Consider the following 14912-nt stretch of genomic DNA (forward strand, 5'->3'; position numbering starts at 1 on the left):
ACGGGAGCCTTCGCGAGCACCGCACGTCACGAAGAATGGGCATGACATCGCCCGCCGGGGCACCGCAGACTGCTCAGATGTCCACGATCCGGCAGGCACGCTCCGACGAGTTCGACCAGGTGCTCGACCTCATCACCGCCCAACAGCAGGACCCAGCGCGCGCCTGCATCTTCCTCGGCACCGAACGCGACGGCATCCTGGCCGAGCTGGACGAACTCGGCGAGTGGCGCAGCACCGTGCTGGTCGCCGAGGACGACGGCGTACTCACGGGGGCGGTGCTCAGCGACTCGGACACGTCCCTGGGCCGAGGTTGGATCCACGGTCCCTGGGCGACCGGCGACTGGCTCCCGACGGCCCGGAGCCTGCTGCTCGAGGCGGTGGCCGCGCTCCCGCCGGAGATCGCGACCTGCGAGATCGGCTCCGACATCGCGCACGCGCCCATGGCCGAACTCGCGGCCGAGCTCGGCTGGACCGCCACGGAGGTCAGCCACGTCTACGTCGCCGACCGGGCCGCGGGTGAGGCCTGGCAGGCCGAGGACCCGCGCGTCCGGCAGCCCCGCCCCGAGGACGCCGAGACGATCGCACCGCTGCACGACCGGGAGTTCCCGGCGACCTACACGCCGGTCGACCGGTTGATGACCGGTGCTGCCGACGGCAGCCTGCTGGTGGCCGTCGCCGACGGCGACGGCTTCCTCGGGTACGCCGCCGGACGGGTGCAACCGGACGGCGAGGGGTACCTCGACTACCTCGCCGTCGCCGAGTCCGCCCGCGGCCGTGGCGTCGGTGAGGCACTGGTGTCCACGCTCGGCCGGCGGATCCTCGCGGCCTCACCGCGGGGCACGGTCAACCTCACCGTCCAGGACCACCGCTCGCCGGCGGTGGCGCTCTACGAGCGTCTCGGGTTCCGGCGCGAATGCTCGATGGTGGGCTACCGCTCCCCCGTCGCAGCCACCTCCTGACGGCGCCGGCGACGTCGAGGGCGGCCGGCGCCGTCCCGCCGTCGGTCCCGCCTGCGGTTGGGCACTACCCTTGCCCCTCGTGACTCCCCCGAACCAGGCCGACGCCGCCGCGCGGCGCAACCCCGTCGGCACCCATGTCCCTGTGGGCAAGGGCCTGGTGAAGGGCGCCCTGGCGACCGCGGACGCACTCGGCTGCGAAACGCTCCAGATCTTCGCCGGCAACCCCCGCGGCTGGGCGCTGAGCGCCGGCCGGCCGACCGAGGACGCCTCGTTCCGGACCGAACTGGACAAGCGCGGGATCCGGGCCTTCATCCATGCGCCCTACCTGGTCAACCTGGGCTCGCCGACACCTGCCACCTACGAGAAGTCGGTCGCCGTGGTCGCACACAACCTCGCCCGGGCCGCCGCGATCGGGGCGGAGGGCGTCGTCGTACACACCGGCTCGTTCGTCGACCCCGACCCGGCGAGCTCCGCGGAGCGGCACGCCGCGGCCCTGGCCCAGGTCCGCGAGGCGCTGCTCCCACTGCTGGAGACGCTCGAGGACGACGCCGCGCCATGGCTGCTGCTCGAGCCCACCGCGGGTCAGGGCCGTTCGCTCTGCGCAGGGGTCGAGGACCTCTCCGCCTACCTCGGAGCCCTGGACTTCCACCCCAAGGCCGGCATCTGCCTGGACACCTGCCACGTCTTCGCCGCCGGTGCCCCGCTCGACGAGCCGGGCGGCACGACCTCGACCGTCGACCGGATCCTGGAGATCGGCGGACCGGACCGGCTCCGGCTCATCCACGCCAACGACTCCATGGATGTCCGGGGTGCCTTCAAGGACCGGCACCAGAAGATCGGCCAGGGCGAGATCGGCACGGACGCCTTCCGGGAGCTCTTCGCCCACCCCGGCACCGACGGGGTGCCACTGGTGCTGGAGACCCCTGGCTCGCGCGACGAGGCCGACCCCGACATCGCACTCCTCAAGCAGCTCCGCGCAGAGGTCCGCGCAGAGGTCCGCGCAGAGGTCCGCGCAGAGGTCCGAGCCGAGGTCTGAGCACGGTTCCGAGCCCGGTTCGACCGCCGTCAGGTCACGGTTCGACAACGTCTGTCCGCATGCTGTCTTCCGGCCCGTGACGACCGCCACGGATGGCTAGATTCCTCGCGTCAGGCGTCCTCTCCGGGTGGGGGCGTGCCGGCGCTGGAAGGGGGACAGCTGTGGTCATCGTGATGGCTCCGGACGCCACCGACGCGGACATCGCGCATATCGTCGCGAAGGTCGAGAGCGTCGGCGGCGAGGCGAACGTGTCGAAGGGCGTCGTGCGCACCGTCATCGGGCTGGTCGGTGACATCGAAGCCTTCCACCAGCTCAACCTCCGCAGCTTCCCCGGCGTCGCCGACGTACGCCGCATCTCCGACCCGTACAAGCTGGTCAGCCGCCAGCACCATCCCGAGCGCAGCACGATCTGGATCGACGGCCCCAGCGGCCGGGTGCCGATCGGACCGGAGACCTTCACCCTGCTGGCCGGGCCGTGCGCCGTCGAGTCCGTCGAGCAGACCCTCGAGGCCGCCCAGATGGCGAAGGCGGCGGGAGCCACCATCCTGCGCGGGAGCGCCTTCACGCCACGCACCTCGCCGTACGCCTTCCAGGGTCTCGGAGCGCACGGTCTGGAGATCCTTGCCGACGTCGGCCGGGCGATGAGCCTGCCGATCATGACCGAACTGGTCGACCCCCGCGACGTCGACCGGGTCGCCGAGACCGTCGACCTGATCCAGATCGGCGCGCGGAGCATGTCCAACGTACCGCTCCTCCAGGCCGTGGGACGGGCGGGCCGCCCCGTCCTCCTCGAACGCGGCCCGGCCGCGAGCGTCGAGGAGTGGCTGATGGCGGCGGAGTACGTCGCCCGGTGCGGCAACCTCGACATCGTGCTGTGCGAGCGGGGCATCCGCACCTTCGAGAACACCACCCGCGCCACCCTCGACCTGTCCGCCGTCCCGATGGTGCAGGCCACCAGCCACCTCCCGGTCGTGGTGGATCCCTCTCATGCCTCCGGTCGCCGGGACCTCGTCGTGCCGCTCTCCCGGGCCAGCATCGCCGTGGGCGCCGACGGCCTGGTCGCCGACGTCCACCCCGATCCCGAGAGCGCCCTGTGCGACGGCCCGCAGGCGCTGCTGGGCTCCGACCTCCGCGAACTCGCGACCGCCTGCCGCCGGCTGCCCCGCGAGGTCGGCCGGGTCGGTGCCGCGGATCGGGTGCACTGACCCGCACCTTCGGAGCCGGACACGGGATCCACCCTCCGGACCGGTCCCTGAAAGCCTGTCGAGGCGTCCCTTACCCTGTTGCGCGGACCCCGCATCGGAGACAGCCACGGCTGCACCCCTCGGCCGTGGCCCGACAAGATCCGGCAGCCCGGGAGGGAACGGCGTGAACGAATGCACGCAGTGTGGCCACGTGCAGGACGGTGGCCGGTTCTGCAGCGCCTGTGGTCACCGACTGGATTCGGTTGCTGTCCGTGACGAGGCACCTGCGGCGCACCCCCGCGACCCGCTCACCGATCCCCTCTTCGGTCCCCTGTCCGACCCGCTGACCGACCCCCTCACGGAGTCCGGCCCGGCCGAGCGGCCCGATCCCGCCCCGTCCGCCGCGCCGACAGTGCCGACCGCCCCGACCGAGCCGACCCGTCCGGTCGCACCGATCGAGCCCGCCGAGCCGGCGGAGGAACTGGACCCCACGGTGACCCGGGTCCGGGGCATCGCACCGGTGCCACCCCCGACCACACCGCCCGCGGCGACACCGGCCGGCCCCACCGGCCCGCCACCGCCGATACCGCCACCGAACAGCGCGCGCTACCCGCTGTTCGCCGATGAACTCCACCACTCCGCCGAGCCCGCGGAACCCGCGAGTGCGCCCGAGCAGACCCCACCGGACCCGCCCGAGGAGCAGATCGAGGACGGGGACTACGCGGCCGGACCGATCACCTTCTCCGCCGGCCGGAAGGACGAGGAGCGTGTGGGCGGGCGTCGGCGTACCGCCTGGGTGCTCTGGCTGGTCATCGGGTTGCTGTGCGCGGTCGTCCTGCTGATCGGCCTGTGGCTGCTCCTCGGCGGGGGCAACGATCCCGAGCGCGCGAACGCCACGTCCCCGACCAGCGCACCGGCCGAGGGGTCTGACGCGTCGGACGAGGCGACCGGAGCGGAGGAGAACGACTCCCCAGCCCCCTCCCGGAGTCCGCTCGGGGGCGAGGAACACGATGTCGCCGCCTCGGCCGGGGCTTCGGCCCCCGCCACCGCTGGTCCCGGCACCGATGTCTCCGGCGACACCGTGAGCTACGGTGCCGACAACCTGGTGGACGGCGACATCCACAGCGCCTGGCGGATGGCGGGCGACGGTACGGGGACGGTGCTGACCCTCACCCTGGACGCCCCCACCACCCTCACCGAGGTGGGCCTGGTCAACGGCTACGACAAGACCTCCCGGGAGGGCGGTCGCACCCTGGACTGGTACGCCGGCAACCGGCGGGTCCGGGCCGTGGAGTGGGAGTTCGACGACGGGCGAACCGTCCAGCAGGACCTCGCTGACGCACGCGCGATGCAGACCGTCAGCGTCCCCGACTACACCACCCAGACGCTCACCCTGCGACTGTTGGAGGTCAGCGAGCCCGGCAGTGGCGCCGCCGCCCGCGACTACACGGCGGTGAGCGAGGTCTCCCTCACCGGCAGGACCGGCTGAGCCATGCCACGCATCACCGTGACCCAGGTGACCACCGCCGAGGAACTCGACGTGGCCATGGCCGTGTGGGCCGCGGCGGACCGCACTCGTCCTCGCCCCTCGGGGCCCGAGCGGACCGCCCGGGTGCGCGGCAAGGTGGCCGAGGGCGAACGGGTGCTTCTCGCCCACTACGGCGACCTGCCCGCCGGGATGGCACTGGCCGAGACCTTCGACGACGGCGTCCGGCGACGCCCCGACACCGGCCACATCGCCACCGTGGCGGTCGACCCGGCGCGGTGGGGAAGCCGGATCGGCACCACCTTGGTGCGGGGCCTCCAGGACCGCTGGCCGCGGCTGAGCGTATGGATCCACCCCGGCCACCGCCGCGCGCGGCGGCTCTTCGCGGCCACGGGATTCACCGAGACCGGCCAGGTCACCGAACTGCAGGACGGCGGGCAGCTGGCACAGCTGCTCTGGGAGAGGAACCCCGATGAGTGAACTGACCTTCGCGAGCCTGGTGGACCGGGCGGCCGGCCATCTGCGGGCACGACCCCCGATCCCCGCCGCCCCCGACGGGACACTGCGCCTCGCGGCGGTGGCCGTCGTGCTCTTCGAGCAGGACGACGAGGCACGCTACGTGCTGATCCGACGCGCCCGCCGCGGCCGCAACGCCGGCCAGTGGGCCCTCCCCGGCGGCAAGGTCGAGCCCGGTGAGACCCCGCTGGCAGGGGCGCTGCGCGAGGCCGAGGAGGAGGTCGGCCTGCCGGCTGCGGAGGTGCGCGTGCTCGGCGTACTCGACGACTTCCCGACCAAGACCGGCTTCGCGATCACCCCGCTCGTCATCGCCGCGCCCGAGGGCTGGCTGCCCGCTGCGGCGTCCCCGGAGGTCGCCTCGGTCCATACCTTCTCGGTCGACCGGCTGGCGCACGCGCCGGACGTGGTGCGCTGGTCGGACCGGGACCGCGACGGCAGCCCGGTCCCCGAGCCTCTGCTCCAGCTGTACGTCGCCCCCGACACCCGCATCCACGCCCCCACCGGCGCGATCCTGCTCCAGTTCCGCGAGGTCGGCCTGCACGGGCGCGACACCCGGGTCGCCGATCTGACCCAGCCCGCCTTCACCCACCGCTGACCCCGGGATCCTCGCCCGGGAGGGCCGTGCACAATGGCCTCGTGATCGACCTGCGCTCCGACACCGTGACCCGTCCGACCCAGGCGATGCGGGCGGCGATGGCCGATGCCGAGGTCGGGGACGACGTGTACGGCGAGGATCCGACCGTGCGCGACCTCGAGGGGCGGGTGGCCGGACTGTTCGCCCACGAGGCCGCGCTGTTCACCCCGACCGGTTCGCTGGCCAATGTGCTCGCGGTGCGCTCGGTCGTCGGGCCGGGCCAGGAGGTCCTCTGCGAGTCGGCTGCCCACATCGCCCGCGCCGAGCTGGGTGCCCACGGCGCTATCAGCGGCGTGACCATGCGGACCTGGCACCATCCCCGCGGGCAGATCGACCTGGCCCAGATCGGTACCCTGTTCGCGCCCGACCTCGGCCCCTTCTTCGTCCCGACCGCCGCGATCGCGGTGGAGAACACCCACAACTTCGCCGGCGGCGCCGTCCTCCCCCTCGACGACCTGCGTGCGCTGCGCGGCTTCGCCGACGAACGGGAGGTGGCGATCCACCTCGACGGTGCCCGGATCTGGAACGCCCACGTCGCCACCGGCACCCCGCTCGCCGAGTACGGCGCCGTGGCAGACGTGCTCGCCGTGTGCCTCTCCAAGGGGCTCGGCGCCCCGGTCGGCTCCCTGATGGTCGGGACATCGGAGGCGATCGAGGAGGCCCGGGTCTGGCGCAAACGCCTCGGTGCCGGGATGCGGCAGGTCGGTGTCCTCGCCGCGGCCGGACTGTACGCGCTCGACCACCACATCGAGCGACTCGCCGACGACCACGCCCACGCGGCCCTGCTCGCCGAGTCGCTCGGTGTCGACCCCGCCGGGGTGGACACCAACATCGTGGTCGCGGAGCGGTCCGATGCGCCGGCGTACGTCGCTCGCGCCCGCGACGCCGGGGTGCTGGTCAGCGCGGTCGGCCCCACCACGGTTCGCCTGGTGACCCACCTCGACGTCACCCGCGCGGACGCCGAGGCCGCGGCGCGGATCCTCGCCGGCCTGTGAGCCGGTCGGGCCGAACGACCAGCCCCAGCCACCGGTGAATCACCCGCGGCGGCCCACCCCGGAACAGGGGCGAGCCGCCGCGGCGGAAAGGGTGGTGAGGCTCAGGCCTTGCTCAGCATGTCGGCGACGAGGAAGGCCATCTCGAGCGACTGGACCCGGTTGAGGCGCGGGTCGCAGGTGGACTCGTAGCGGTGGGCGAGGTCGGCGTCGGTGAGTTCCTCCCCGCCGCCGAGGCACTCGGTGACGTTGTCGCCGGTCAGTTCGACGTGCAGGCCGCCGGGCCAGGTGCCGAGGGCGCGGTGGACGTCGAAGAAGCCCTGCACCTCCTCGAGCACGTCGTCGAAGCGACGGGTCTTGTAGCCCGAGGACGCCTCGAAGGTGTTCCCGTGCATGGGGTCGCAGATCCAGGCGACGTTGACCCCCTCGGCCGTGACCTTCTCCAGGACCGGCTTGAGCCCGTCCCGGATCTTGCCGGCACCGAAGCGGGTGATGAAGGTGAGCCGGCCGGGCTCGTTGTGCGGGTTCAGCTTGGCCGCCAGGGCGAGGGCGTCATCGGGGGTCGTGCTCGGACCCAGCTTGACGCCGATCGGGTTGTGGATCTTGGAGAAGAACTCCACGTGGGCGCCGTCCAGCTGTCGGGTGCGCTCGCCGATCCAGACGAAGTGGGCCGAGACGTCGTACGGCTTGTCCGTGCGGCTGTCGATCCGGGTGAGGGCGTGGTCGTACTCCATCACCAGTGCCTCGTGGCTGGAGTAGAAGTCGACGCCGTGGAACTCGGCGGGGTCGGCGCCGATCGCCTTCATGAAGGTCAGCGCCCGGTCGATCTCGCCGGCCAGTCGCTCGTACTTGGCACCGAAGGGCGAGCCGGAGACGAAGTCGGTGTTCCAGGTGTGCACCTGGCGCAGGTCGGCGTAACCGCCGGTGGTGAAGGCGCGCACGAGGTTCAGCGTGGAGGCGGAGGCGTGGTAGACGTCCAGCAGCCGCTGCGGGTCGGGGATGCGTGCCTCGGGGGTGAAGTCGAAGCCGTTGACCGCATCGCCGCGGTACGCCGGCAGGGTCACCCCGTCGCGGGTCTCGGTGTCCTTGGAGCGGGGCTTGGCGTACTGCCCGGCCAGCCGACCGATCTTCACGACCGGGACCGAGGCGGCGTAGGTCAGCACGACCGCCATCTGCAGCAGGACCCGCAGCTTGGCGCGGACGTTGTCCGCCGTCGCCCCGTCGAGGGTCTCGGCGCAGTCCCCGCCCTGGAGGATGAACGACTCGCCGCGCGTGACGGCGGCGATCTTGGCGCGCAGGTCGTCGGCCTCCCCGGCAAAGACCAGCGGCGGTTTCGCGCTGAGCTGGGCCACGACCTTGTCCAGGGCGGCCCGGTCGGGGTAGGTCGGCTGCTGCGCCGCGCCGAGTGCGTGCAGCTCGGACAGGCTGGGGACGGTGCTCACCCCAGTAGGGTACGTGCCGCCCGCCTCTCCACGCCCGTTGTCGCACGAGGCGAGACGGCCCCCTCTCGGTCTCGCCGGCTGCCGCGGTCCCGGTTCGCTCGCCGCCGGGGTGAGGTCAGCCGAACAGCGCTCGTGCCTCGGCGTACTCCTCGGGGGAGACCACCTTCAACCGGCCGGTCGCCTCGCCCAGCGGCACAGTGAGGATCCTGGTGCCGCGCAGGGCAGTCATGATGCCGGTCTCCCCCGCCACCAGGCCGTCGATCGCGCGAAGCCCGAGCCGGGTCGCCAGCCAGCGGTCGAACGCCGTCGGAGCACCGCCGCGCTGCAGGTGGCCCAGGACGACTGAGCGGGTCTCCACCCCGGTGCGCTGCTCGACCTCACCGGCCAGCCGGTCCCCGATGCCACCCAGGCGGACGTGCCCGAAGGCGTCCTCACCCTGTTCCAGGAGCACCATTCCGGAACCGTCCGCGGGCATCGCTCCCTCCGAGGCGACGAGGATCGAGGCCCGACCGGCCGCACTCCGGGAGGCGACCAGGTCGCAGACCTCGTCCAACTCGAAGGGGAACTCCGGCAGCAGAGTCGCTGTCGCACCCCCCGCGATCCCGGTGTGGAGCGCGATCCAACCCGCGTGCCTGCCCATCACCTCGACCACCAGGGCACGGTGGTGGGACTCGGCCGTGGTGCGGAGCCGGTCGACCGCCTCGGTCGCGATCGTGACCGCGCTGTCGAAGCCGAAGGTGAAGTCGGTGCCGGACAGGTCGTTGTCGATCGTCTTGGGTACGCCGACCACGGGCAGCCCGTCCGCGGCCAGGGCGGTCGCCACTCCCAGGGTGTCCTCACCGCCGATCGCGATCAGAGCGTCGACGCCGTCACCGCTGAGGGTCTCGCGGATCCGGCGGAGGCCGTCATCGAGTGCGAGCGGGTTGGTGCGACTGCTGCCCAGGATGGTGCCGCCGGTCGCGAGGATGGGCGCGGTCACGCCGGGGTCGAGCGTCATGGTGAGCCCCTCGAGCGGCCCCTTCCAACCGTCCCGGTAGCCCACGAACTGCGCACCGTGTTCCCGCGCGCCACGCTGGACGACGGCACGGATCACGGCGTTGAGGCCGGGACAGTCACCGCCTCCGGTGAGTACTCCCACCCGCATGGACCCCTCCCACCCGCTCGACGGCGTGACGCACCTCACTCCACCTTCGCCAACCAGGAGCCGGCAGACAAGGCGCCGTCCGCATCCGTCCGGATGGCGAGCAGGGCAGGTCTCCGCTGGTGGTCGGGCGACATGGCCGGAGACTCGCACGCCCGACGGACGCGAAACCTCACTAAGGTCGCCTCCATGACCTTCTCGATCGTGGCCCGCTCCGACGACGGATCCGGGGAGGACGCGTCCTGGGGCGTGGCGGTGGCCTCCAAGTTCCTGGCGGTGGGCTCGATGGTGCCCGCCGCGGTGGCCGGCGTAGGGGCGATCGCCACCCAGGCCGACGCCAACGTCGCCTACAAGGGCCTCGCGCTCGCCCACCTCGACGACGGGGCCACCGCGCCGGTCGCCTTGGACCGACTCCTGGAGGAGGACGCGGGCCGCGACCGGCGACAGGTCGGGATCGTGGACGTCGACGGCACCGCGGCCAGCCACACCGGCCGGGCCTGCATGCACTGGGCGGGCGGGGTGACCGGGCCCGGCTATGCCGTCCAGGGCAACATCCTGGCCGGCCCCGAGGTGGTGGCCGAGATGGAGCGCGCCTTCCTCGCCTCCGACCCGGGTCTCCCCCTGGCGCAGCGACTGCTCGCCGCGCTCGCCGCCGGCGACGCCGCCGGCGGCGACCTCCGCGGCCGGCAGAGCGCCGCCCTCCTGGTGGTGCGGGAGGAGGCCGGGTACGGCGGGCTCGACGACCTCGCCGTCGACCTGCGCGTCGATGACCACGCCGACCCGGTCGCCGAACTGGGTCGCCTGCTGGCGCTGAACCAGCTCTATCTCACCGCCTCGACCGAGGAGGAGAAGGTGCCGGTCACCCCGGATCTGGAGTCCGAACTGACCGCGTTCGCCGCCACCCGCGGCTTCCCCGACTTCCTGTCCTGGGTGGGCACCGAGAACTACGAGATGCGGGTCGCCATGGACCTCTCCTGGATCGACCGCCGCATCCTCGAGATCGTGCGGGTCGGACGATGAGCGCTGGGGCAGTCCTCGCCATCGACGCCGGCACCACCGGCGTGACCGCTCTCGTGGTCGCCTCCGACGGCGCCATCGCGGCCCGCGGCTACCAGGAGTTCCCACAGCACTTCCCGCAACCGGGCTGGGTCGAGCACACGCCGGAGGGGATCTGGCTGGCCACCCTGGAGGCGGTCCGCCAGGTGCTCAAGGGGTACGCCGGCCCGCGGATCCTCGCCCTCGGCCTCACCAACCAGCGCGAGACCGTCGTGTTGTGGGACCGCGAGACCCTCGGCTCCCCACGCCGGGCGATCGTGTGGCAGGACCGCCGCACCGCGTCGTACTGCTCGGCGATGAGCGCCCACGAGGAACGGGTCAGGGAGCTCACCGGGCTGCGCATCGACCCCTACTTCTCGGCCACCAAGTTCGCCTGGATCGCCGAGCACGAACCGCACACCTGGGCGCTGGTGGAGAGCGGCCGGTACGCCGTCGGCACCGTCGACTCCTACCTGATCGCCCGGATGACCCGCGGGGTCTGGCACGTCACCGACGTCTCGAACGCCTCCCGCACCCTGCTGATGGATCTCTCCACCGGCGAGTGGTCACCCGAACTGTGCGGGTTGTTCGGGGTGCCCACGGACGCGTTGCCCGAACTGGTGCCCAACTGGGGCGAGGTCGCACGCACCGACCCGCGGTCCTTCCTCGACCTCGACCTCCCGATCGCGGGGATCGCCGGCGACCAGCAGGCGGCCCTGTTCGGGCAGACCTGTTTCGAACCGGGCGAGGTGAAGTGCACCTACGGCACCGGCTCGTTCATCCTCACCAACACCGGCAACGAGATCGAGCGCTCCGAGGCGGGCATGCTCTCCACCGCCGCGTGGCGCTCCCCCGACGGCGAGCTCACCTATGCCCTCGAGGGCTCGATCTTCGTCACCGGGGCCGCCGTGCAGTGGCTGCGCGACGGTCTCCAGATCATCGGGGCCGCCCCCGAGACCGAGGCGATCGCCCGCACCGTCTCCTCCAGCGAGGGCGTCGTCTTCGTGCCCGCCCTGACCGGTCTGGGTGCCCCCCACTGGGACCCCGACGCCCGCGGCACGATCCTCGGCATCACCCGCGGCACCACCCGGGCGCACCTGGTCCGTGCCACCCTGGACGCGATCGCCTTCGAGGTGCGGGACGTCCTGGAGACGATGCCGGCCCTGACCAGCTTGCGGGTCGACGGCGGTGCAGCCGCCAACGACCTGCTCTGTCAGCTCCAGGCGGACCAGCTCGGCGTCGAGGTCCAGCGGCCGACGTACGTCGAGACCACCGGCCTCGGCGCCGCGTTCCTCGCCGGTCTCGGCACCGGCGTCTGGGACTCCACCGCCGCCCTCCGCGAGACCTGGGCGGTCGATCGCACCTTCACCCCGACCACCGACCGGTCCGCGGCGGACGCCGACTACGCCCGCTGGACCGGCGCTGTCGCTCGCTCCCGCGGTTGGGCCTGACCCCCTGCGGCCCTGCGCTCGTGCCGCCGACCCCGGGTCGAGAGGCTCAGCGGCCCGGATCGTCCCTGGTCACCTCCCACCCGACGGCGGCCGAGGTCAGCCGAGGAGGGTGTCGAGGTCGGCGGCGGCTCGGCGGTGACGGGCGGTGGCGCTGCGGTGGGCGGTGTCGGCCTCGGTGCGGGCGGACTCGGCCTCGGTGAGCCGGGCACCGACCTGTTCGGCGTCGGCCTCCAGAGCGACGAGCCGACGACGCAGTTCGTCGAGTTCGGACTGCACCTGCAGATGCTCGGCCTGGACCTCCTCGACGCGGGCGACCGCGCTGGTGCGCTCCTCCTCGGCGCCGGCCAGGGCCTGCTCGGCGTCCGCGAGCTCGGCGCGCGCCGCCTCGACCTCGGCCTGGTCGGGACCCGCGTCGGCCGGAGCGTCGGGTACGGCGTGCAGGGACGGCGGGTCCGGCCGCACGGGAGCCGCCACGTGACCCAGCGCGCCGGGCAGGGCGACGGCGGCGGTGACCTCGACGGCGTCCACCCCGGTCGCGGCGAGGGTGCTGACCAGCAGTCCGCTGCGGACGGCGCCGGCCGCACCCTCATCGATCATCGCGGCGGTGAGGGTGGCCTCGACCTGGTCGGCGACCGCGGGGGTGACCCTGAGCCCGTGCTCCCGGGCGAGCGCCCTGGCCCGGGTGGTGACGGCGGCGGTGAGCTGGCGGCGCTGCCGGGTGAGCTGCCGTAGCTGACCGGCGTCCATCCCGGCGCTGGCCTCGCGGAGCGCCTCGCCCACGATCAGGATCTGGTCGACCTGCTCGGTCTCGTGACGCACCAGCAGGTCGACCACCCAGGCGGCGGTGGACGGCTTGCGCAGCCGCTTCACCACCGGTCCCTCGGGCGTGCCCTTGAGCTCCCTGGCCCGGGCATCGCGCGCGGGCGTGAACTCCGCCAGCGGCAGTCCGTACAGTTCCTCGGCGACCCGCAGCACCGTCCCCTGGTCGGGCTCCTCGCTCACCGGACGTACCTGCCTCGCCGGTGTTCCAGGGGCGCGTCGTCCTCCCCCACCTCCACCTGCTCGATCACCGCCGTGACCAGCAGCGACCAGCCCACCGGTCTGGTCTCCTCCACACGTACGCCGGCCCAGGTGGTCGCCTCGACCGGCCGCGGGCCCCAGCGGGTCTGCTCGAACCGGCCGGCACGGAACGGACCGCCCGGGGACGGGGCGGTGCCGGCGAACACCTCGGCGAGGTCGCGGTGCGGCCAGCGCAGCAACGCGACCAGGGCGGTGCCGGTGTCCTCGAGCCGTAGGGCCAGGTCGCTGTCCGGGTCGATGAGCCCCAGGACCCGGGCGGGCTCGCCGGTCGCAACCATCAGGCTGGAGACGGTGAGACCGGCCCGGTCGCCGGTCCCGCCGGTGGTCCACAGGGAGACCGCACCGCCGAGTCGTCCGCGCAACCGGCGGACCGGGTCGTCGGGGGTGGGGAAGGGGTGCCCCGCGTGGATCGTCACGCCGGTCCCGGATCAGGCCGCGGGCTTGTCGGCGTCAGGGCGGTGCTTGGCCTGCTTGGCCAGGTCCTTGGCCTTGACGGCGTACATGTCGACGTACTCCTGGCCCGAGAGCCGCATGATCTCGTACATGATCTCGTCGGTGATGGAGCGGAGGATGTAGCGGTCGTTCTCCATCCCGTCGTAGCGGGAGAAGTCCAGCGGCCTCCCGAAGCGGACCAACGGCTTGGTGACCTTGCCGAACACCCTGCCCGGAGGCGCGATCTCGTCGGTCCTGATGACCGCGACCGGGATCACCGGGGCCTTGGTCAGCAGTGCCAGCCGGGCGACTCCGGTCTTGCCGCGGTAGAGCCGGCCGTCGTGCGACCTGGTGCCCTCGGGGTAGATGCCGAACAGTTCGCCGGCGTCCAGCACCCGCCGCGCCGACACGATGGCACCCTCGGCGGCGTCGGCTCCGGAGCGGTCGATCGGCACATTGCCGGTGCCGGAGAAGAACGCGCGCTGGAGCCGGCCCTTGAGACCGGGGGTGGTGAAGTACTCCGACTTGGCGACGAACCGCACCATCCGCGGCACCTGGAGCGGCATGAACAGCCAGTCCGCGTAGGAGAGGTGGTTGCCGGCGAGGATGGCCGGCCCCTCCTCGGGAACGTTCTCCAGACCTTCGACCCCGGGCCGGAAGAGCAGCCTGAGAACCGGGCCGATGGCCACCCACTTGAGGAATGAGTAGAACGCCCTCGTGAGCAAACCCTGCGCCTCCTGACACATCCGAGAACCAACGGGCTGACCATAACCCCCGTGGGGTCGATTCCGGACCGGGGTACCCGCGGGTAACCCAGAAGTGGGTGCTGGCACACCTTCGCCATCGGTGGACGACACCGGGTTCGCGATCTCGTACCTCGCCAGCCGCCGGGCACCGCGTACGCTGATCGGGTGAAGGACCGCGACGACGCCGTACCCCCCGAGGAGCCACAGCCGGCCTCGCCGGAGGAGCGTACCGACCCGACCGAGGGCGCCTCGTCCCCACGTCTGGACGAGGACGCCGCCTGGCAGGCCATCGTCGCCAACTTCGGCGACCGTGCCGTGCTCGAGGAATCGAGCGAGGAGCCGGCGTCGGGCTCGGGTTCGCGGTCCGAGGAGTCGGGTGGGTCCGAGGTCGCCCCGGGACCGGCGGCCGAGCCGGCGCGGTTCGAGGAGCCCGACACCGACTGGTACACCCCGTTGGAGGACGACGGCGCCTTCGTCCCCCCCGACCCCGGCCCCATCCGGACCTCGCCCGACCGTCTGCTCGCCTGGGCCGGCGTCCTGGGCGTGCCGGTGCTCACCGTGCTGGGCGTGATGCTCTCCCGGCTGACCAGTTTCTACCTTCCCGGCTGGGTCGGTCTCCTGGCCGTGGCCGCCTTCATCGGCGGGTTCGTCTACCTGGTGGCCACCATGCCCCGCAGCCCCGACGACCCGTGGGACGACGGCGCCCAGGTCTGACCCGGCCCGAGGCAGCAGGCAAGGGGCCCCGAGCGGATCGCCGGGCAGGCCACGCGCTGCGGCG

15 protein-coding genes are annotated in these 14912 nt (G+C 72.8%); 10 read left to right on the forward strand and 5 right to left on the reverse strand.

Annotated elements, in window-relative coordinates; genetic code table 11:
* The first annotated feature begins 77 nt into the window (after positions 1-77).
* The 7 genes from G515_RS22425 to G515_RS0102400 all read left to right on the forward strand — a co-directional run bounded on the left by G515_RS22425 (position 78) and on the right by G515_RS0102400 (position 6810).
* Complete coding sequence (locus G515_RS22425) at positions 78-959, forward strand: GNAT family N-acetyltransferase (protein WP_051217757.1); 882 nt, start codon at positions 78-80, stop codon at positions 957-959.
* 79 nt (positions 960-1038) lie between these two features.
* Positions 1039-1995, forward strand: a complete 957-nt coding sequence (locus G515_RS19160; RefSeq protein ID WP_051217758.1) for a deoxyribonuclease IV — start codon at positions 1039-1041, stop codon at positions 1993-1995.
* Positions 1996-2156: 161 nt separating this feature from the next.
* Positions 2157-3200, forward strand: a complete 1044-nt coding sequence (gene aroF / locus G515_RS0102380) for a 3-deoxy-7-phosphoheptulonate synthase (RefSeq protein WP_028658837.1) — start codon at positions 2157-2159, stop codon at positions 3198-3200.
* Positions 3201-3390: 190 nt separating this feature from the next.
* A complete protein-coding gene (locus G515_RS0102385) occupies positions 3391-4668 on the forward strand; it encodes an NADase-type glycan-binding domain-containing protein (protein WP_028658838.1) in 1278 nt (425 codons plus the stop codon).
* A 3-nt stretch (positions 4669-4671) separates the two neighbouring features.
* Positions 4672-5145, forward strand: coding sequence for a GNAT family N-acetyltransferase (locus G515_RS0102390; RefSeq protein ID WP_028658839.1), 474 nt, complete (start codon positions 4672-4674; stop codon positions 5143-5145).
* A complete protein-coding gene (locus G515_RS0102395; RefSeq protein WP_028658840.1) occupies positions 5138-5776 on the forward strand; it encodes an NUDIX hydrolase in 639 nt (212 codons plus the stop codon). Before G515_RS0102390 ends, G515_RS0102395 begins: the two co-directional genes overlap by 8 nt.
* Before the next feature lie 41 nt (positions 5777-5817).
* Positions 5818-6810: a threonine aldolase family protein gene (locus G515_RS0102400; RefSeq protein ID WP_028658841.1), complete on the forward strand. Its 993-nt coding sequence runs from the start codon at positions 5818-5820 to the stop codon at positions 6808-6810.
* Positions 6811-6911: 101 nt separating this feature from the next.
* Here the strand turns inward: G515_RS0102400 and G515_RS0102405 are convergent, their stop codons facing one another.
* The gene (locus tag G515_RS0102405) at positions 6912-8249 is read right to left on the reverse strand and encodes a class II 3-deoxy-7-phosphoheptulonate synthase (RefSeq protein ID WP_051217759.1); all 1338 of its coding nucleotides are present in this window, start codon (positions 8247-8249) and stop codon (positions 6912-6914) included.
* Between the two features lie 115 nt (positions 8250-8364).
* Positions 8365-9393 carry a 6-phosphofructokinase gene (locus G515_RS0102410; RefSeq protein WP_028658843.1) on the reverse strand — a complete coding sequence of 343 codons (1029 nt, stop codon included), beginning with the start codon at positions 9391-9393 and terminating at the stop codon, positions 8365-8367.
* A 186-nt stretch (positions 9394-9579) separates the two neighbouring features.
* Between G515_RS0102410 and G515_RS0102420 the strand changes: the two genes are divergently transcribed.
* Positions 9580-10410, forward strand: coding sequence for a DUF1028 domain-containing protein (locus G515_RS0102420; protein WP_028658844.1), 831 nt, complete (start codon positions 9580-9582; stop codon positions 10408-10410).
* Positions 10407-11876, forward strand: coding sequence for an FGGY family carbohydrate kinase (locus G515_RS0102425; protein WP_028658845.1), 1470 nt, complete (start codon positions 10407-10409; stop codon positions 11874-11876). The genes G515_RS0102420 and G515_RS0102425 overlap by 4 nt, the downstream gene beginning before the upstream one ends.
* A gap of 96 nt (positions 11877-11972) precedes the next feature.
* Here the strand turns inward: G515_RS0102425 and G515_RS0102430 are convergent, their stop codons facing one another.
* Genes G515_RS0102430 through G515_RS19165 form a run of 3 tightly spaced genes read right to left on the reverse strand, consistent with a single transcriptional unit; the run spans position 11973 to position 14113 of the window.
* Positions 11973-12878, reverse strand: coding sequence for a hypothetical protein (locus G515_RS0102430; RefSeq protein WP_028658846.1), 906 nt, complete (start codon positions 12876-12878; stop codon positions 11973-11975).
* On the reverse strand, positions 12875-13372 hold the full coding sequence (locus G515_RS0102435) for a flavin reductase family protein (RefSeq protein WP_028658847.1): 498 nt from the start codon (positions 13370-13372) through the stop codon (positions 12875-12877). Before G515_RS0102435 ends, G515_RS0102430 begins: the two co-directional genes overlap by 4 nt.
* A 12-nt stretch (positions 13373-13384) precedes the next feature.
* Positions 13385-14113: a lysophospholipid acyltransferase family protein gene (locus tag G515_RS19165; protein WP_036553787.1), complete on the reverse strand. Its 729-nt coding sequence runs from the start codon at positions 14111-14113 to the stop codon at positions 13385-13387.
* Between the two features lie 186 nt (positions 14114-14299).
* Between G515_RS19165 and G515_RS22430 the strand changes: the two genes are divergently transcribed.
* Positions 14300-14848 carry a hypothetical protein gene (locus G515_RS22430; protein ID WP_028658848.1) on the forward strand — a complete coding sequence of 183 codons (549 nt, stop codon included), beginning with the start codon at positions 14300-14302 and terminating at the stop codon, positions 14846-14848.
* The last annotated feature ends 64 nt before the right edge of the window (positions 14849-14912 follow it).

It is taken from the genome of Nocardioides insulae DSM 17944, assembly GCF_000422825.1.
In the GTDB taxonomy this organism is placed as follows: Bacteria; Actinomycetota; Actinomycetes; order Propionibacteriales; family Nocardioidaceae; genus Nocardioides; species Nocardioides insulae.